The 16,675-nt window shown below is 64.6% G+C and carries 15 protein-coding genes; 8 read left to right on the plus strand and 7 right to left on the minus strand.

The window, feature by feature from the left end; all coding sequences use genetic code 11:
• Positions 1–3 precede the first annotated feature (3 nt).
• Positions 4–537 (plus strand): GNAT family N-acetyltransferase, encoded by a 534-nt coding sequence (locus OCX61_RS03630; protein ID WP_261942643.1) that lies wholly within the window; start codon positions 4–6, stop codon positions 535–537.
• 331 nt (positions 538–868) lie between these two features.
• Here OCX61_RS03630 and OCX61_RS03635 read toward each other — a convergent pair whose 3' ends face one another.
• The 3 genes from OCX61_RS03635 to OCX61_RS03645 form a co-directional block, all read right to left on the minus strand.
• The gene (locus OCX61_RS03635) at positions 869–2,299 is read right to left on the minus strand and encodes an aldehyde dehydrogenase family protein (RefSeq protein WP_261942644.1); all 1,431 of its coding nucleotides are present in this window, start codon (positions 2,297–2,299) and stop codon (positions 869–871) included.
• 13 nt (positions 2,300–2,312) lie between these two features.
• The gene (locus OCX61_RS03640) at positions 2,313–3,812 is read right to left on the minus strand and encodes a purine-cytosine permease family protein (RefSeq protein ID WP_261942645.1); all 1,500 of its coding nucleotides are present in this window, start codon (positions 3,810–3,812) and stop codon (positions 2,313–2,315) included.
• Positions 3,813–3,906: 94 nt separating this feature from the next.
• On the minus strand, positions 3,907–4,296 hold the full coding sequence (locus OCX61_RS03645; protein ID WP_261942646.1) for a YybH family protein: 390 nt from the start codon (positions 4,294–4,296) through the stop codon (positions 3,907–3,909).
• Between the two features lie 332 nt (positions 4,297–4,628).
• On the opposite strand from OCX61_RS03645, the gene ycaC reads away from it, so the two are divergent.
• The 7 genes from ycaC (at position 4,629) to OCX61_RS03680 (ending at position 12,147) form a co-directional block, all read left to right on the plus strand.
• On the plus strand, positions 4,629–5,249 hold the full coding sequence (gene ycaC / locus OCX61_RS03650; protein WP_010951959.1) for an isochorismate family cysteine hydrolase YcaC: 621 nt from the start codon (positions 4,629–4,631) through the stop codon (positions 5,247–5,249).
• A gap of 94 nt (positions 5,250–5,343) precedes the next feature.
• A complete protein-coding gene (gene ppk2 / locus OCX61_RS03655) occupies positions 5,344–6,162 on the plus strand; it encodes a polyphosphate kinase 2 (RefSeq protein ID WP_261942647.1) in 819 nt (272 codons plus the stop codon).
• A 35-nt stretch (positions 6,163–6,197) separates the two neighbouring features.
• Positions 6,198–7,430, plus strand: coding sequence for a monovalent cation:proton antiporter-2 (CPA2) family protein (locus OCX61_RS03660; RefSeq protein ID WP_261942648.1), 1,233 nt, complete (start codon positions 6,198–6,200; stop codon positions 7,428–7,430).
• 3 nt (positions 7,431–7,433) lie between these two features.
• On the plus strand, positions 7,434–8,531 hold the full coding sequence (locus tag OCX61_RS03665) for an AI-2E family transporter (protein ID WP_261942649.1): 1,098 nt from the start codon (positions 7,434–7,436) through the stop codon (positions 8,529–8,531).
• A 13-nt stretch (positions 8,532–8,544) separates the two neighbouring features.
• Positions 8,545–10,059 carry an efflux transporter outer membrane subunit gene (locus OCX61_RS03670; RefSeq protein WP_261942650.1) on the plus strand — a complete coding sequence of 505 codons (1,515 nt, stop codon included), beginning with the start codon at positions 8,545–8,547 and terminating at the stop codon, positions 10,057–10,059.
• Positions 10,056–11,147, plus strand: a complete 1,092-nt coding sequence (locus tag OCX61_RS03675) for an HlyD family secretion protein (RefSeq protein WP_261942651.1) — start codon at positions 10,056–10,058, stop codon at positions 11,145–11,147. The genes OCX61_RS03670 and OCX61_RS03675 overlap by 4 nt, the downstream gene beginning before the upstream one ends.
• Positions 11,137–12,147 carry a DUF2955 domain-containing protein gene (locus tag OCX61_RS03680; protein ID WP_261942652.1) on the plus strand — a complete coding sequence of 337 codons (1,011 nt, stop codon included), beginning with the start codon at positions 11,137–11,139 and terminating at the stop codon, positions 12,145–12,147. Before OCX61_RS03675 ends, OCX61_RS03680 begins: the two co-directional genes overlap by 11 nt.
• A 118-nt stretch (positions 12,148–12,265) precedes the next feature.
• Here the strand turns inward: OCX61_RS03680 and OCX61_RS03685 are convergent, their stop codons facing one another.
• The 4 genes from OCX61_RS03685 to OCX61_RS03700 form a co-directional block, all read right to left on the minus strand.
• Positions 12,266–13,987 carry a SulP family inorganic anion transporter gene (locus OCX61_RS03685; protein WP_261942653.1) on the minus strand — a complete coding sequence of 574 codons (1,722 nt, stop codon included), beginning with the start codon at positions 13,985–13,987 and terminating at the stop codon, positions 12,266–12,268.
• A gap of 227 nt (positions 13,988–14,214) precedes the next feature.
• The gene (ychF, locus tag OCX61_RS03690; RefSeq protein ID WP_261942654.1) at positions 14,215–15,315 is read right to left on the minus strand and encodes a redox-regulated ATPase YchF; all 1,101 of its coding nucleotides are present in this window, start codon (positions 15,313–15,315) and stop codon (positions 14,215–14,217) included.
• A gap of 22 nt (positions 15,316–15,337) precedes the next feature.
• On the minus strand, positions 15,338–15,922 hold the full coding sequence (gene pth / locus OCX61_RS03695; RefSeq protein ID WP_261942655.1) for an aminoacyl-tRNA hydrolase: 585 nt from the start codon (positions 15,920–15,922) through the stop codon (positions 15,338–15,340).
• A gap of 81 nt (positions 15,923–16,003) precedes the next feature.
• Positions 16,004–16,597 carry a 50S ribosomal protein L25/general stress protein Ctc gene (locus OCX61_RS03700; protein ID WP_085673914.1) on the minus strand — a complete coding sequence of 198 codons (594 nt, stop codon included), beginning with the start codon at positions 16,595–16,597 and terminating at the stop codon, positions 16,004–16,006.
• Between the last annotated feature and the right edge of the window lie 78 nt (positions 16,598–16,675).

Consider the following 16,675-nt stretch of genomic DNA (forward strand, 5'->3'; position numbering starts at 1 on the left):
CTGATGCAACCCACATTGACCACCACAGACCTGTTGCTGCGCCCGCTTGGCAGCAGTGATGCAGCGAAGGTTGAAAACCTGTTGCAGGACCCGGAAATCGCCCGGATGACTGCAGTGATTGCGCACCCTTACACGCTCGCCATGGCAACCGACTGGATAGAGCGCCAGCCTCGGCTATGGCAGACCCGGGAGGCGGTTGTCTGGGGGATCGAAAGGCAAGCGGATGCAATGCTGATAGGGGTGGTGTCATTACGTCACCTGAAGGGCCCCAGTCCGGTGCTGGGTTACTGGTTGGGCAAGCGGTTCTGGGGGCAGGGTTACGCTACCCAGGCGGCTTCTCGTGTCTGTCAGTACGCCGCAACCAGGCCAGGCATCGAGGCGCTGGTGGCTAGCCGTTTGCATCGGAATGTGGCGTCCGGCATTGTGCTGGGCCGGGCAGGGTTCGAGGTCGAGGGGCTTGGCTTCGAGTTGCTGCCGAACAAGGCGTCATATGAAGCGGTTGTGTATCACCGATGTCGATTGGGCGATTGGCGTTGAGGCGGGGCGAGCGAATTGTGGAGCGAGGGGCCACCATGTGTTCGCCATGAGAGATTCAGCGCCTGTGAGACCGAGCGCCGCCCGCGCGGCGCATCGCGAGCTGCGCTCGCTCCTACGTTTGTTTCGGGCCAGTAACGCTTGTGACAGACGCGCGCGACCGCCTTGTTCGTACGACGCGATACCGAGTCATGCGCCAAGGCGTTCGCGCGCACATCCCGCAGGAATGATTGGCCCGAAACAAACGTAGGAGCGAGCGCAGCTCGCGATGCGCCGCGCGGGCGGCGCTCGGTCTCACAGGCGCCAAAGATGGCGCGGTGGGTACCCTGGGGCATCACCCCAAACACTGGGTCACATGCTTCACCGACTGATAGGCCGACAACCCCCAAGGCCCGAGTTCGCGGCCAATGCCGCTGCCCTTGGTGCCACCCCACGAAGTCTCGACGAACACCGCCTGCACCGAGTTGATCCACACATGCCCGACCTCCAGGGCATCAGCCACGCGCTCGGCGCGCTCCAGGTCGGCGGAGCACACCGTGGCGACCAGCCCGAAGCGGCTGTCGTTGGCCTCGGCAATCGCCTGCGCCTCAGTGGCGAAGCGGCGTGCGCACAGCACCGGGCCAAAGATCTCCTCGGTCCACAGGCGGCTGTCCTTGGGCACATCGGCATACAGCGTCGGGCTCACGAACCAGCCCTCACGCTCCAGCGCCTGCCCGCCGGCCAGGCATTGCAGGCCTTCTTCACGGGCCGTGGCGAAGTAGCTGGCAACCTTCAGCCACTGCGCCTGGCTGGTCAGCGGCCCCATGTCGACCTGTTCGGTCAACGGGTTGCCGACTCGCAGCTTTTTCAATGCTGCCTGCAGGCGCGGCAGCAGCACATCGGCAATCCCGTCCTGCACCAGCAGGCGCGAGGTGGCCGAGCACATCTGCCCGGCATTCCAGGTGATGCCGGCGACGATCCATTCCACCGCCTGGTCCGGGTCGCAATCGTCGAATACCACGATCGCCGACTTGCCGCCCAGCTCCAGGGTTACCGGCCGGCACTGCGCCGAAGCGCTGCGCATCACCTGGCTACCCACGCTGTTGCTACCGGTGAACGACAGTTTGTCGAGGCCGTTGTGGCTGCTCAACGCAGCACCGGTCTCGGCCTTGCCGTTGACGATGTTCAGCACGCCAGCCGGCAGGCCCAAGGTGTCGGCGATCTGGCCGTAGGTCTGCTCGATCAGCGGGGTCACTTCCGAGGGCTTGAGCACCACGGTGCAGCCGGCCGCCAGGGCCGGGGCAAGCTTCCAGGCACTGGTCACCAGCGGGAAGTTCCACGGCACGATCAGGCCGACAACGCCCACCGGTTCCAGGCGGGTGCGGGCGGTGAAGCCCGCTGCAGCCAATGGCACGTCACGGTTCCTGGACGGCAATTGTTCGGCCAGCTCGGCGTAGTAGGCGAACGTGGCGACCGCGTCATCCAGGTCGATTTCGGCCTCGTGGCGCGGTTTGCCGTTGTTGCGCATCTGCAACGTGATCAGTGCTTCACGGCGTTGGCCAAGCTGCTCGGCAAAGCCGCGCAGGAAGGCCGCGCGGGTGCTGGCGCTGACCTTTTTCCAGGTAGGCAGGGCGTCGCGGGCGGCGGCCACGGCCTGGTCGACCTGGGCCACGCTGGCGGCCTTCAGTTCGGCGAAGGGCAGGCCCAGCGCAGGGTCGCTGATGCTGATGCAGTCGCTGCCCTGGCCTTCGACCCAGCGGCCGGCAATGTAGTGGGAGGTAGTCATGGTCGTTATCCAGTCAGGCCATTTCGGCGGTGGTCACCGGCGTGCGCGGGGCGCTTTTGCAGCGCACCCAGCGCGGGCCATTCGGGCCATACACGCCGGCAGGTTCAGGGAACAGGTTGAGCAGCAGCAGGTACAGCACACCCGCCAGGCCGAGGGTGACCGGCAGGCTCAGGTCGATGCCGCCGGCCAGGTCGCCCAGCGGACCGACGAACTGCCCCGGCAGGTTGACGAAGCACAGGCCGACCATCGCGCTGGGGATCCACGCGCCCATGCCGCGCCAGTTCCAGCCATGCAGGAACCAGTAGTGGCCGCCACGCTGGCCGCGGGTGAACACCTGCAGGTCGTCGGCGTGGTAGAAGCCGCGGCGGGTGATCAGGCCGAGGATCATGATCACCATCCACGGGCTGGTGCAGGTGATGATCAGCACGGCGAAGGTCGACACGCTCTGCACCAGGTTGAAGGTGAAGCGGCCGATGAAGATGAAGCCGATCGCCAGCACGCCGATCAGCAAGGTGGCACCCGCGCGGCTGAGCAGGCGCGGGAACACGCTGGACATGTCCAGGCCGGTGCCATACAGCGCGGTGGTGCCGGTGGACATGCCACCGATCACGGCAATCAGGCACACCGGCAGGAAGAACCAGCTCGGCGCTACGGCCAGCAGGCCACCCACGTAGTTGTTGGCGGCGATGTAGTCGGGTGCTTGGGTGGCCACCAGGGTGGCGGTGCACAGGCCGAACAGGAACGGGATCAGGGTGGCCACCTGGGCCGCGATCACCGCCAGCATGATGCGCGACTTTGGCGTTTGCCGCGGGATGTAGCGCGACCAGTCACCGAGGAAGGCACCGAACGACACCGGGTTGCTCATGGCCAGGATCGCCGCGCCGACAAATGCCGCCCAGAAGCCCGGCTGGCTGAGGTTGACGCTACCGGCGAAGCCCGCATCGAACGGCCCGGCGAAGGCGAAGATGCCCAGCAGGAACAGCAGGCTAGAGGCCCACACGGCGATCTTGTTGACCCACAGCATGAAGCGGAAGCCGAAGATGCACACCACCAGCACCAGCACCGCGAACAGGCCGTAGGCCAGGCCCAGGGTCAGGTCGGTTTCCGGCAGCCCGGCCAGGCGCTTGGCGCCACCGACCAGGGCATCGCCCGAGCTCCACACCGAGAGCGAGAAGAACGCCACGGCAGTGAGCAGCGACAGGAACGAGCCGACGATGCGCCCGTGCACGCCAAAGTGCGCGCCCGACGATACTGCGTTGTTGGTGCCGTTGAGTGCCCCGAACAGGCCCATCGGCGCCAGGATCAGCGCGCCCACGCCAACGCCGAGCAGGATCGCCCAGACCCCGGCCTGGAACGACAGCCCGAACAGCACCGGGAAGCTGCCCAGCACGGCAGTGGCGAAGGTATTGGCACCGCCGAAGATCAGGCGGAACAGGTCCAGCGGGGAGGCGTCGCGTTGATCGTCAGGGATCTGCTCGACGCCATTGGTCTCGATACCGCTCGAATGGCTCATGGTGATGCTCCAGCGCGGTTGTTGTAGGCCCGTCGCGTTGCGCGGGCCCTCTTGTGGGTGCGATGGCAGTGCGGCAAGGCCGCGGAAATTCGGATCAGGCTGCAGTGACGACCGACAGGTGCTCGTGGCACGCCAGCCATTGCTCGCCTTGGCGGCGGAAGACGATGGTCTCGCGCTCGGCCAGCTGGTGTTCTTCACCGGCCACGCGGATGTGCGTGGCCACGTCATGCATGAAGATCGCCACCTCGCCCTGCAGGCTCACCTGCACGTTGCTCGATTCACAGCCGAGCACGGCAAAACCCTCGGCCTGCCATTGGGCCCAGAGGTCTTCATAGGCACGGCGCGACAGCAGCGGTTGCGGCAAGGTGTGGAAGAGGAAGGTGGCGTCTTCGCTGAAGCAGGCGAAGTAGCGGGCGGTGTCGTTGCTGGCAAAGGCTTTGATGAGGTCGGCGGCGGCCTGCCGTACCTGGAGGGTCTGGTCCACGGGAGTGGCCTCACGGTTATTGTGATTGTGGTGAGCGATTCTGGTGGGGGCGGACAGGGGGAAAAATCGCTGGCGGGAAATAATTACTTCAGAAATCTGTGAAGTGAATCGCCTGGCACAAGGCCGGCATCCACGGCCTGAAAGGTTCGGCAGGTTGCAACCAACGTAGGCGCGGATTCATCCGCGATGCGCCCGCGCGGGCGGCGTTCGATTTCACAGCAGCAAGTGGCGTGCGAACCGAGGCCGGCGCAGGCAACCGACTGACGGTCCCCAGGCCCCCTCACCCTTGCCTACGCTGAAGCTCCCAACCTTTCGTTGCATGGAGTTCAGTCATGGCCTTCCAATACAAGCGTCTGGACAAGAACAATGCCGCTGTCCTGCTGGTCGACCACCAGACCGGCCTGCTTTCACTGGTCCGCGATATCGACCCCGACCGCTTCAAGAACAACGTGCTGGCCCTTTCTGACCTGGCCAAGTACTTCAAGCTGCCGACCATCCTCACCACCAGCTTCGAAACCGGCCCCAACGGCCCGCTGGTCCCCGAACTCAAGGAGCAGTTCCCCGACGCCCCCTATATCGCCCGCCCCGGCAATATCAACGCCTGGGACAACGAAGACTTCGTCAAGGCAGTGAAAGCCACCGGCAAGAAACAGCTGCTGATCGCCGGGGTGGTCACCGAGGTCTGCGTGGCCTTCCCGGCATTGTCGGCGCTGGAGGAAGGGTTCGAGGTGTTCGTGGTCACTGACGCCTCAGGCACCTTCAACGAACTGACCCGTGATTCGGCCTGGCGGCGCATGGAGGCGGCCGGTGCCCAGCTGATGACCTGGTTCGGCGTGGCCTGCGAACTGCACCGTGACTGGCGCAACGATATCGAAGGCCTGGGCACGCTGTTCTCCAACCACATTCCGGACTACCGCAACCTGATGACCAGCTACAACAAGCTGGCGAAGTAAGGGCGTCAGGGCGCGGCAACTTGCCTGACAAGCGAAACGGCAAATCGCCATGGATCGACCATACTGACTCTTCATTCGCCCTCAGGAGAGTGCCATGGCCAAGCCGTCCAGGAAAAAAGACCCGAAAGATCAATCGGAAAAGCTGGGCGGCAAGGCCTATGAACAGGCGCTCAAGAAGCTGCACGTTGAACTCGTGAAATTGCAGGAGTGGGTCGTGGCCAAGGGCCTGAAGGTCTGCATCGTGTTCGAGGGCCGCGATGGTGCTGGCAAGGGGGGCACCATCAAGGCCATCACCGAGCGGGTCAGCCCCCGGGTGTTCCGTGTGGTGGCACTGCCGGCACCGACCGAGCGGGAAAAGACCCAGATGTACGTGCAACGCTACCTGCGCCATCTGCCTGCCGCGGGTGAAGTGGTGATCTTCGACCGCAGCTGGTACAACCGCGCCGGTGTCGAGCGGGTGATGGGGTTCTGCAGTGAAGAGCAAAGCGCCAAGTTCCTCAGCGTGGTACCGCTGTTCGAGAAGATGATGGTCGAGTCGGGGATCATCCTCATCAAGTACTGGCTCGAAGTCAGCGCCGAGGAGCAGACCCGGCGCCTGCAGGACCGTATCAACGATGGGCGCAAGCTGTGGAAGCTGTCGCCCATGGACCTCAAGTCCTACACCCGCTGGGACGACTACACCCGCGCCCGTGACGACATGTTCGCCGCCTCGGATTCGTCCTGGGCGCCCTGGTTCATGGCGCATTCCGACGACAAGCGCCGCGCCCGGCTGAATATCGTCAGCCACATGCTGTCGCGCATCCCGTACAAGGACATCACCCGCGACGCGGTGGTGAAGCTGCCCAAGCGCGGCAAGATCGGCAAATACAAGGCCGTGCCTTATCCGTTCAAAGTGGTCGAAGAACGTTTCTGACCCCTCCCGGCTGTGCCTAGCAAGGGTGCGAACTTATGCCTCATGACGGCAGCCTGCTGCAGGCGACGGTAGTGTTCCTGCTGGCCGTGGTGCTTCTGGTGCCATTGGCGCAACGTTTGAAAATGGGCGCGGTGCCCGGTTATCTGCTGGCCGGGATCCTGATCGGGCCCTCGGTGCTGGGCCTGCTGGGTAACCCCGACAACGTCGCCCGCCTGTCGGAGATGGGCGTGGTCATGCTGCTGTTCGTGATTGGCCTGGAGCTGTCGCCGCGACGGCTGTGGACCATGCGCAGGGCGTTGTTCGGCGTGGGCTCGCTGCAGGTGGGGCTGACGGCGGTGGTGCTGGGCCTGCTGGCCTGCTTCCTGTTTGATCAATCGAAAGCGGCGGCCATCGTGCTCGGCCTGGGGCTGGCGCTGTCATCGACGGCCTTTGGCCTGCAGGTGCTGGCCGAGCGCAAGGACCTGGGCAAGCCGCACGGTCGCCTGGCCGTCGCCATCCTGCTGTTCCAGGACATTGCCGCCATTCCGCTGATTGCCGTGGTGCCGTTGCTCGGTGGTGATGTGAGCACCGCCGACGAAGGCAGCTGGCCGCTGCTGGCCGTGGCAGCGGGTATTGGTGTGCTGATTGTGTTTGGCCGCTACCTGTTGACCCCGGTATTCAAATGGACGGTCGGTTCGGGCTTGCCCGAACTGTCCACCGCCACCGCCTTGCTGGTGGTGCTGGGCACCGCCTGGTTGATGGAGCACGTGGGCGTATCCATGGCCCTGGGGGCTTTCCTGGCCGGTGTGATCATGGCCGAGTCGCCCTTCCGGCATGAACTGGAAACCCAGATCGAACCGCTCAAGGGCCTGTTGCTCGGGCTGTTCTTCGTCGGCGTCGGCATGAGCGCCGACTTGCAGCTGCTGTTCGGCATGCCCTTGATCGTGCTGGGGCTGACGTTGCTGCTGGTGGTGATCAAGCTGCCGCTGCTGTTGGCGCTGGGGCGCACGGTGGGCGGCCTCAATCGTGCCCAGGCACTGTGCCTGGCGGTGGTGCTGGCGTCCGGTGGCGAGTTTGCCTTCGTGGTATTCAACCTGGCGCTGGATCACCAGGTACTGACCCAGCAGGTGCACGACCTGCTGGTGCTTGCCATCACCCTGTCGATGGCGGTGGTGCCATTGGTGATGATGGCGCTGGCGCGGCAACTGAGAGAAGACGACAGCCCGCAACCGACAGCGGAAGCAGGCTCTGATTCGCGCCGTGATGGCGCGCCTGACGTTCGGAGGTGAAGCATGCAGCCGAGTTTGAAGCTGGACAGCGCCGTGTCGCGGGGCTTGCTCGACGTGCTGATCAAGGCGGGGCTGGTGGCCGCCCTGGTGGTTTTCTCCTTCCAGGTATTCCAGCCGTTCCTGGAGCTGATGCTGTGGTCGGTGATTCTCGCGGTGACGCTTTATCCGTTGTACTTGCGCATCAAGCGCGGCACCGGCATCAAGGATGGCTATGCGGCAACCTTGGTGGTGCTGTTGGTGCTGATCGTATTGCTGGTGCCGATCTACCTGGTGGTGATGTCCATCGGCGAGTCGGTGGACAGCATCGTGACATTGCTCAAGAGCGGCGCCTGGAGTGTGCCGGCACCGCCTGAATCGGTGGCGGCCTGGCCGCTGATCGGGCCCAAGGTCCATGCGCTATGGCTGTCAGCCTCGGAAAACCTCGCGCATGTGCTCAACCAGTGGATGCCGCAGCTGAAGGGGGCCGGGCGCACCGTGCTGGGTGCTGCGGCCAGTGCCGGTGGCGCCTTCCTGCTGTTCGTGGGGGCGATTATCGTCTCGGGCATCATCATGGCCTTTGGTGATCGTGGCGAGGTCGCCGCGCAGCGCATTGCCATGCGTGTCTCCGGCGAAGAGCGTGGCAAACCGCTTGCCAGGCTGTGCACCGCGACCATTCGCGCCGTTGCCCAGGGCGTCATCGGCATCGCCTTCATCCAGATGCTGCTGATCGGTGTCGGCTTCGTGATCAAGGGCGTGCCAGGCGCCGGCATGCTGGCCATCGTCATCCTCATGCTGGGGATTGCCCAGGCCCCGGCGACCCTGGTCACGGTGCCGGTGATCATCTACGTGTTCAATGCCGAGGGCTTCACCGTTGCGACCATCATCTTCGCCATCTACACCTTCGTCGCCGGGCTGGCTGACAACGTGCTCAAGCCACTGCTGCTGGGGCGCGGGGTGGATGTGCCGATGCCGGTGGTGCTGATCGGGGCGTTGGGTGGCATGGTGGTCAAGGGCATCATCGGGCTGTTCATCGGCCCGGTGATCCTCGGCGTGACCTACGTGTTGTTCTGGCAATGGGTCGCGTTGCAGGTGCCGGAGCAACCGGCGCCACCTGCGGCCTGAGCCAGGGCCTGCCATGGCCAATCTTTGCTATGGAATAGGGGTGCTGCTGGTCCTGGCCGGCTGTACCCAGGTCGGCCCGGATTTCGAAAAGCCCCAGGACCCATGGCTGGACAGCTGGAGTACGCCCCTGCTGGAGCAGGCCGGGCGTAGCGCCGCCACGCCAGACCTGCGGCAGTGGTGGGCAGTGTTCGCCGACCCGACGCTGGATGCGCTGATTGCCGAAGCCGACGCCAATAACAGCAACCTGCGCGTGGCGGGCCTGCGCATCGCCGAGGCCAGGGCACAGCTGGCCATCGTGCAGACCGGGCGTTATCCACAGCTGCAGCAGCTGCGTGCGCAGAGCCTGTACCTGAAGCAGGACCAGTCTGGCACTTCCACTGCCCGTGACTCGGTGTTCTGGCAGTCCAGCGCAGGCTTCGACATCGGCTGGGAAATCGACTTCTGGGGCCGTTTCAGCCGCGCCATCGAGAGCGCCGATGCGGTCTACTTCGCCTCCCAGGCCAACTACGCCGATGCCATGTTGCTGATGCGTGCGCAGGTGGCCGATACCTACTTCGCCCTGCGCACCGCCGAGGCACGGCTGGATATCGCACAGGACAACGCCAAGCGCCAGGCGCGCAGCCTGCAGATCACCGAGCGGCTGTTCCGGCATGGTGAGAACGACGAACTTGACTGGCAGCAGGCGCGTACCCAGTACCTGGCGACCCTGGCCACCATCCCCGAGTTCGAAAACCAGCTCAATGCCTTGCGCAACGTGCTCTGCGCGCTGCTGGGCAGGCCACCGGGGCCGCTGCCCGAGCTGGACGCGCGCCATGGGCAGTTGCCATTGCCGGACCGTGCGGTGTTGCAGGACGTGCCTGCCAGCCTGCTGCAACGGCGCCCGGACATCCGCGCCGCCGAACAGGCGGTGGCGGCGCAATCGGCGCTGGTGGGCGTGGCCGAGGCAGACCTGTATCCACAGCTGAGCCTGCTGGGCAGCATTGGCTGGACCTTCCTGTCGGCCAACCACCTGCCCAACACCTTCGACCTGGCGGCGGGGCCGAGCCTGATCTGGAACCCGTTCGACTACGGCCGGCGCAAGAACGCCGTGCGGGTCGAGGACGCCCGCCTGCAGCAATTGATCGAGCTGTATCACCAGAGCGTGCGCGAAGCTGCACGTGAGGCCGACGACGCTGCCAGCGGCCTGGTGCGCTCGCTGCAAAGCGCCCACATTCGCCAGGATGCCTCGCAGGCCGCCCAGCGTTCGCTGACCCTGGCCAGTTCGCAGTACCAGGAAGGCTTTGCCGACTTCCAGCGCGTGCTCGATGCCCAGCAGCTGCTGTTGCAGCAGCAGGATGGCTACCTGGTCAGCCGTGGCAATGCGATGAGCAGCCTGGTGAGCTTGTACAAGGCGCTGGGCGGCGGCTGGGACAACCGCCGCAAGCCGATCGACCCTGTCACCCGCCAGACCATGCAAAACCGTACCGATTGGGGCGACCTGCTTGACGAGCCGGCCCCTACCGCCCCCCAACAAGGTGAGCCGAAATGAGTGACGCCGCGGACACACCGCCAGCCCCTGATCGTGGCATGCGCTGGGTGCTGATACTGATCGTCGTCAGCCTGGTCTGGTACCTGCTGGCCGACCGTTTCACCCCCTATACCCAACAAGCCCGGCTGCAGGCCTACGTGGTACCGGTGGCCGCCGAAGTGGCCGGGCAGATCAAGCGTGTGGCGGTGGGCAACAACCAGGAAGTGCGCCAGGGCGATGTGCTGTTCGAACTCGACCAGGAGCAGTACCGCATCGCCCTGGCCCGCGCCGAAGCCGACCTGGACACCGTGCGCCGGCAGATCGGCGCCAGTACCGCCGGCATCGACTCGGCCCAGGCCGCGTTGGTGGCGGCCCAGGCCAACGAACGCAAGGCGCGCCAGGATGCCGAACGGCTCAAGCGGCTGATTGACGAAGACCCGGGCACGGTGTCGGTCCGCCGCCTGGAAGGCGCGCAGGCTACCCGTGATCAGGCCATCAGCCAGGTGGCAGCCGCCCGCGCTGAAGTGCAGCGGGCCCGTGAGCAGCAGGGCGGCGCCGACACCGACAACGCGCAACTGCGCAGCGCCGCAGCCAATGTGGAAAAGGCCCGCCTGGACCTGGCCCGCACGGTGGTGCGGGCCGATGCCAACGGCTTGATTACCGACTTGCGCACCGACGTGGGCCACTATGTCGGTGCCGGCAGCCCGATGATGACCCTGATCACCATCCACGACGTGTGGATAAGTGCCGACATGACCGAGAACAACCTCGGCCGCCTGCGCCCCGGTGCGCCCGTGTTGGTGGTGCTCGACGCCCTGCCCGGTACGGTACTGAAAGGGCAGGTTCGCAGTATCGGCTATGGCGTGAGCGTCGGCCAGCCGGCGCCGCCAGGCAGCTTGCCGACCGTGCAGAACAGCCGCGACTGGCTGCGCTCGGCGCAGCGCTTCCCGGTGATCGTCGAACTCGATCGCGATCAGCTGGCCGACAAGTCTGGCTTGCGTGTGGGCGGGCAGGCCGAAGTCATGGCCTTGCCCAGCGAAGGTAACCCGCTGAACCTGCTGGGCCGTGTGTTCATGTGGCTGATGAGCTGGCTGTCCTATGCCTATTGAGCTGCGTCGCCTGCGCGCGCTGCGCCTGGCCTGGGGCGTGGCGCTGTGCCTGGCGAGCAGTTTCGGCCTGGGCCTGCCGGTGCCGATCCTGGCGCCGGTGTTCGCGGTGCTGCTGCTGGCCATGCGCAGCGAGCCACTGCCGGTCAAGGCGGCGCCGGCGCTGGCGATGCTGGTTCTGCTCAGCTGCGGCAGCGGTTTGCTGCTGATTCCGCTGTTGCGCCATGCCCCGCTGAGCGGGGTGCTGCTGGTTGGCGTGGGGGTTTTCCTGGTCTTGCGCTACGCGCTAAAGGGCGGCAACGGCCTGCTGGCCAACCTGCTGGTGATCGGCCTGACCATGATCGCGGCGGCCGGCACTAGCGATTTCACCCTGGCGCTGTCGGTGGTCGAGGCCCTGGCCAAGGGCATGCTGCTGGCGGTGTTGTGCACGGCGATGGCCCATGTGCTGTTTCCCGAACCGGCTGGCGCGCCGGTGCAGCCCTCGCCACCGTTGCTCGACAGCGCCGATGTCAGTTGGGTGGCCTTGCGTGCCACGCTTATCGTCATGCCGGCGTTCCTGCTGGCGTTGATTGCCCCGGACCAGTTCATGCCGCTGATCATGAAGGCGGTGAGCCTGGGTCAGCAGGCAGGGGAGACGCGGGCGCGGCATGCCAGCCGCGAGCTGATTGGTTCGACCTTGCTCGCGGGTGTGCTGGCGATGCTGGTGTGGGGGACGTTGAGCCTGTTCGTGCACCTATGGATGTTCTTCCTGTGGGTACTGCTGTTTGTGCTCTGGCAGGCGCGCAGGCTCTACCGCGCAGTGGATACGAAGCAGAGCCCGGCGTATTGGGTGAGTTGCCTGACCACTATGCTGATCCTGCTTGGGCAGTCGGTGCAGGACAGTGCCGGCGGGCAGGATGTGTACAAGGCCTTTGCCGTGCGCATGGCGCTGTTCGTGGCGGTGTCGTTGTATGCCAGCGCCATGCTGATCTGGATCGACCGGCGCCGGGTTCGGGCGGCCTAGCAATCCTGCACTGGCCTCTTCGCGGGCAAGCCCGCTCCCACAGGGCCTGTGCAGCTTTCAAGTCGTGTGCAAATCCTGTGGGAGCGGGTTTACCCGCGAAGAGGCCAGCACAGGCAACTCAAGGCTTCCAGTCAATCCCGGTATCGGCCAGATAGGCATCCACCGCCGCCCCGACGGTAGGGTGAAACGCCCGTTCGCCCATATGTTCGAACAACTCGAAGCGCTTCATCTTGTCCTTCACCGGGTCCTTCATCTCGGCAAACTGCAGCTCCACGCCTCGAGCTTCCAGCGCCCGGTCCAGCTCGGCGAGCATGTCTGCCGAAGTGATATCGATGCTGGTCACCGGTTCTGCTGCAATCACCAGTCGCTGCACCGGGGTCGGTGATTCATCCACCGCCGTGAGCACTGTGCTCTGGAACTGCTCGGCGTTGGCGAAGAACAGCGGCGCATCCCAGCGCAGCAGCACCAGCCCGGGAATCCGCCGTGCCTGTGGATAACGCGACACGTCATGATAGCCACGGGTGCCATCGACCCGCCCGAGTACCGCGTAATGCGGCCGCCAGCCGTCCCACAGGAATTCGATCACCGATATCGCCACGGCAATGCAGATGCCTGGGATGGCGCCGAATACAGCGACGCCGACGAAGCAGGTGATCGACAGCCAGAACTCCCATTGCTGCATGTGGAGGATGCGCTTGAGGTCGGCGAACTCGAACAGCCCCAGGGCCGCAGCGATCACCACGGCCGCCAATGCGCTGTTGGGCAGGTGCTGCATCAGGTTGGGCGCGACCAGCAGCAACAGGGTCACCGCCAGCGCACCGATGATGCCGGTCAATTGGGTTTTCGAGCCGGCCGCCTCGGCCACCGGGGTGCGCGACGAGCTGCTGCTGATCGGGATGCCCTGGAACAGGCCAGAGGCCAGGTTGGCAACGCCGAGGCCGAACATTTCCTGGTTCGGGTTGACCGGGGTCTTCAGCCGCGCGGCATAAGAGCGCGACAGCACGCTGGTGTCGGCGAACGACACCAGCGCCACGGCAATACCACCCAACACCACTTCGACCAGGTCGATGTCGCTGGCCCACGGCAAGACGAAGCTGGGCAGGCCCTGGGGCAACTGGCCGAGCACCTTGACGCCCAGGTGGTCGAGGTTGAACAGGCTCACGGCCAGGGTTGCCAGGACCACGGCGATCAGGATGCCCGGGATGCGCTTGAAGGGTTTGAGCAGCAGAATCAGCACCAGGCTACCGGCACCGACGATGAAGCTTGGCCAGTGCCCGGCGCCTGCGAACAGTGCCTGGCCGAGGTGCCAGAGGTCGCGAAGTGGGCCTTGGCTGTCGACTTTGATGCCGAACAGCTTGGGTAGCTGGCTGATCAGCACGGTGAGCGCGATACCGTTCATGTAGCCATAGCGGATCGGCTTGGACAGCAGCTCGGTGATGAAGCCCAGGCGCAGTAGCCCGGCGATCACGCAAAAGGCCCCGGCCACCAGGGCCATCAGGCTGGCGATGGCGATGGCACGCTGCGGATCGCTGGCGGCGTATTGCACCACCACCGCCAGGATTGGCGCGGCCAGTGCCGAGTCCGGGCCGAGCACCAGGATGCGGCTTGGGCCGAACAGGGCATAGGCCAGCAGTGGAATGATGGTGGCATAGAGGCCATAGATGCCCGGTACCCCGGACGCTTCGGCGTAGGCGATGCCGACCGGCACCAGCATGGTGGTGAGCACCAGGCCGGCCGCGATGTCCTTGGGCAGCCAGGCGGGCTGGTAGTGCAGCAGGGTGGCCAGGCCGGGGAGCCAGCGTTGCCAGTCGAAGCGGGCAGGGGGCGGCGTTTCATGCATTGAAGAGGCTCCTTGGAGGAGGGCGCATGAACCGCTTCGGTGCCCTTCTGAGACTCAGCTTAGATGCAGAAATCTGAGGCTGCTCCTGCAGCAATTCGAGTCACTTCTGTGGCCTTGTGTCGCGCAAGGTTGCCAAGCAGCCCCCGACAATCGTGCTCGAGAGCCACAAAGACAAAACCCCTTGAGACCGCAGGCCTCAAGGGGTTTTCAGGACTGCAGACTACCGCTTAGACGTTGAAGCGGAAGTGCATCACATCACCGTCCTTGACGATGTAGTCCTTGCCTTCCAGGCGCCATTTACCGGCTTCCTTGGCACCGCCTTCACCCTTGAACTGGATGAAGTCGTCATAGGCCACCACTTCGGCGCGGATGAAGCCTTTTTCGAAGTCGGTGTGGATCACGCCGGCCGCCTGCGGGGCGGTGGCGCCGACGCGAACGGTCCAGGCGCGGACTTCCTGCACGCCAGCAGTGAAGTAGGTCTGCAGGTTGAGCAGCTCGTAACCGGCGCGGATCACGCGGTTCAGGCCAGGCTCTTCCAGGCCCAGGGCCTCGAGGAACATGTCTTTTTCTTCGCCGTCTTCAAGCTCGGCGATTTCCGCTTCGATCTTGTTGCACACCGGTACCACGACCGCGCCTTCTTCCTCGGCGATGGCCTTGACCACGTCCAGGTGCGGGTTGCCTTCGAAGCCGTCTTCGGCCACGTTGGCGATGTACATCACCGGCTTGCTGGTGAGCAGGTGGAAGCCACGGATGACGGCCTTTTCGTCGTCAGCCATGTTCTTCATCAGGCTGCGCGCAGGCTTGCCTTCGGTGAAGTGCGGGATCAGTTTTTCCAGGATCGCCTTCTGTGCCAGGGCGTCCTTGTCGCCGCCCTTGGCGTTGCGGGCAACCTTCTGCAGTTGCTTCTCGCAGCTGTCGAGGTCGGCGAAGATCAGCTCGAGGTCGATGATCTCGATGTCGCGCTTGGGGTCGACGCTGTTGGAAACGTGGATCACGTTCTCGTCTTCGAAGCAGCGTACCACGTGGGCAATGGCGTCGGTCTCGCGGATGTTGGCGAGGAACTTGTTGCCCAGGCCTTCACCTTTCGACGCACCGGCTACCAGGCCGGCGATGTCGACGAACTCCATGGTGGTCGGCAGGATGCGGTTAGGCTTGACGATTTCCGCCAGCGCCGCCAGGCGCGCATCGGGCATCGGCACGATGCCGCTGTTCGGCTCGATGGTGCAGAAAGGGAAGTTCTCCGCCGCGATGCCAGACTTGGTCAGGGCGTTGAACAGGGTGGACTTGCCGACGTTGGGCAGGCCGACGATGCCGCAATTGAAACCCATGGGTATTCCCCTCTCTAGGAAATCAGGCCTTCTGGCTGTGCAGCTCGCGCATGGCCTTGGCGAAGTCGCCGGCCAGCACGTCCGGCAGCACGCCGAGGGCAAATTCGATGCTGGCGTCGAGCTTCTCCTGCTCGGCGCGCGGCGCGCGGCCCAGGACGAAGTTGGAGACCAGTTTGGCGTCACCCGGGTGGCCGATGCCAAGCCGCAGGCGGTGGAAGTCGTTCTGGTTGCCGAGCTGCGCGATGATGTCGCGCAGGCCGTTGTGCCCCCCATGGCCGCCGCCGCGCTTGAGCTTGGCAACGCCCGGAGGCAGGTCGAGTTCGTCGTGTGCCACCAGGATCGCTTCCGGCTTGATGCGGAAGAAATTGGCCAATGCCGCCACGGCCTGGCCGCTACGGTTCATGTAGGTGGTGGGGATCAACAAACGAACGTCGTTGCCCTGATGGCTGAACTTAGCCGTCAGGCCGAAATATTTTTTGTCAGCGGTCAGCGATACACGCTGGGCGCTGGCAATGCGTTCAACGAAAAGAGCCCCTGCGTTATGCCGGGTCTGTTCGTATTCGGGGCCGGGGTTACCCAGGCCAACGATCAACTGGATGGCGGTCACGTCAGGGGCTCTTCCTTGGAGTTGGTGGGTTACAGGGCGCGGGGCGCACTGTAACCCGATCAACACCGGCGCGCGAGTGGATTACTCGGCAGCGCCTTCTGCTTCTGGAGCAACGCGTGGAGCGTGAACGTTGGCAACAGCTTTGTCATCACCGTGGGCCAGAGCGACGAACTCTACGCCTTTCGGAGCTTTCAGGTCCGACAGGTGGATGATGGCGCCGATTTCGGCCTTGGACAGGTCGACTTCGATGAACTCAGGCAGGTCTTTGGCTTCGCAGGAAACTTCGATCTCGGAAACAACGTGCGAGATTTCGCCGCCTTTCTTGACCGGGGCTTCTTCGCCAACGAAGTGAACTGGAACCTTGGCGGTCAGCTTCTGGCCAGCAACGACGCGAACGAAGTCGGCGTGCATGATGAAGCCTTTGGCTGGGTGACGCTGCATGGCCTTGACCACGACGTTCTGCTTGGCGCCGTCGACGTTCAGTTCGATAACGTGGCTGAAGGCAGCTTCGTTTTCGAACAGCTTGGCGATTTCCTTGGCCACGATGGTCAGGGATTGGGCTTCTTTATCGCCACCGTATACAACGGCAGGGATGCTGGCGGAGTGACGCAGGCGGCGGCTCGCACCTTTCCCCAGGTCAGTACGCGCTTGGGCGTTCAGGATGAAATCAGTCATTTTGTTTCTCCAAAATAGCCTCCCGCAAGGCGTTTGCGACCAGCGCCAGACGGGGATGGCAAAAAAGCCCCGCCCCAA

Origin of the sequence: Pseudomonas sp. LRP2-20 (genome assembly GCF_024349685.1) — a bacterium.
GTDB lineage: Bacteria > Pseudomonadota > Gammaproteobacteria > Pseudomonadales > Pseudomonadaceae > Aquipseudomonas.

What these genes read in the sequence shown, in the direction of transcription:
- OCX61_RS03630 (WP_261942643.1), top strand. Translation starts at nt 4, where the DNA reads ATGCAACCCACATTGACCACCACAGACCTGTTGCTGCGCCCGCTTGGC.
- OCX61_RS03635 (WP_261942644.1), bottom strand. Translation starts at nt 2,299, where the DNA reads ATGACTACCTCCCACTACATTGCCGGCCGCTGGGTCGAAGGCCAGGGC.
- OCX61_RS03640 (WP_261942645.1), bottom strand. Translation starts at nt 3,812, where the DNA reads ATGAGCCATTCGAGCGGTATCGAGACCAATGGCGTCGAGCAGATCCCT.
- ycaC (WP_010951959.1), top strand. Translation starts at nt 4,629, where the DNA reads ATGGCCTTCCAATACAAGCGTCTGGACAAGAACAATGCCGCTGTCCTG.
- ppk2 (WP_261942647.1), top strand. Translation starts at nt 5,344, where the DNA reads ATGGCCAAGCCGTCCAGGAAAAAAGACCCGAAAGATCAATCGGAAAAG.
- OCX61_RS03660 (WP_261942648.1), top strand. Translation starts at nt 6,198, where the DNA reads ATGCCTCATGACGGCAGCCTGCTGCAGGCGACGGTAGTGTTCCTGCTG.
- OCX61_RS03665 (WP_261942649.1), top strand. Translation starts at nt 7,434, where the DNA reads ATGCAGCCGAGTTTGAAGCTGGACAGCGCCGTGTCGCGGGGCTTGCTC.
- OCX61_RS03670 (WP_261942650.1), top strand. Translation starts at nt 8,545, where the DNA reads ATGGCCAATCTTTGCTATGGAATAGGGGTGCTGCTGGTCCTGGCCGGC.
- OCX61_RS03675 (WP_261942651.1), top strand. Translation starts at nt 10,056, where the DNA reads ATGAGTGACGCCGCGGACACACCGCCAGCCCCTGATCGTGGCATGCGC.
- OCX61_RS03680 (WP_261942652.1), top strand. Translation starts at nt 11,137, where the DNA reads ATGCCTATTGAGCTGCGTCGCCTGCGCGCGCTGCGCCTGGCCTGGGGC.
- OCX61_RS03685 (WP_261942653.1), bottom strand. Translation starts at nt 13,987, where the DNA reads ATGCATGAAACGCCGCCCCCTGCCCGCTTCGACTGGCAACGCTGGCTC.
- ychF (WP_261942654.1), bottom strand. Translation starts at nt 15,315, where the DNA reads ATGGGTTTCAATTGCGGCATCGTCGGCCTGCCCAACGTCGGCAAGTCC.
- OCX61_RS03700 (WP_085673914.1), bottom strand. Translation starts at nt 16,597, where the DNA reads ATGACTGATTTCATCCTGAACGCCCAAGCGCGTACTGACCTGGGGAAA.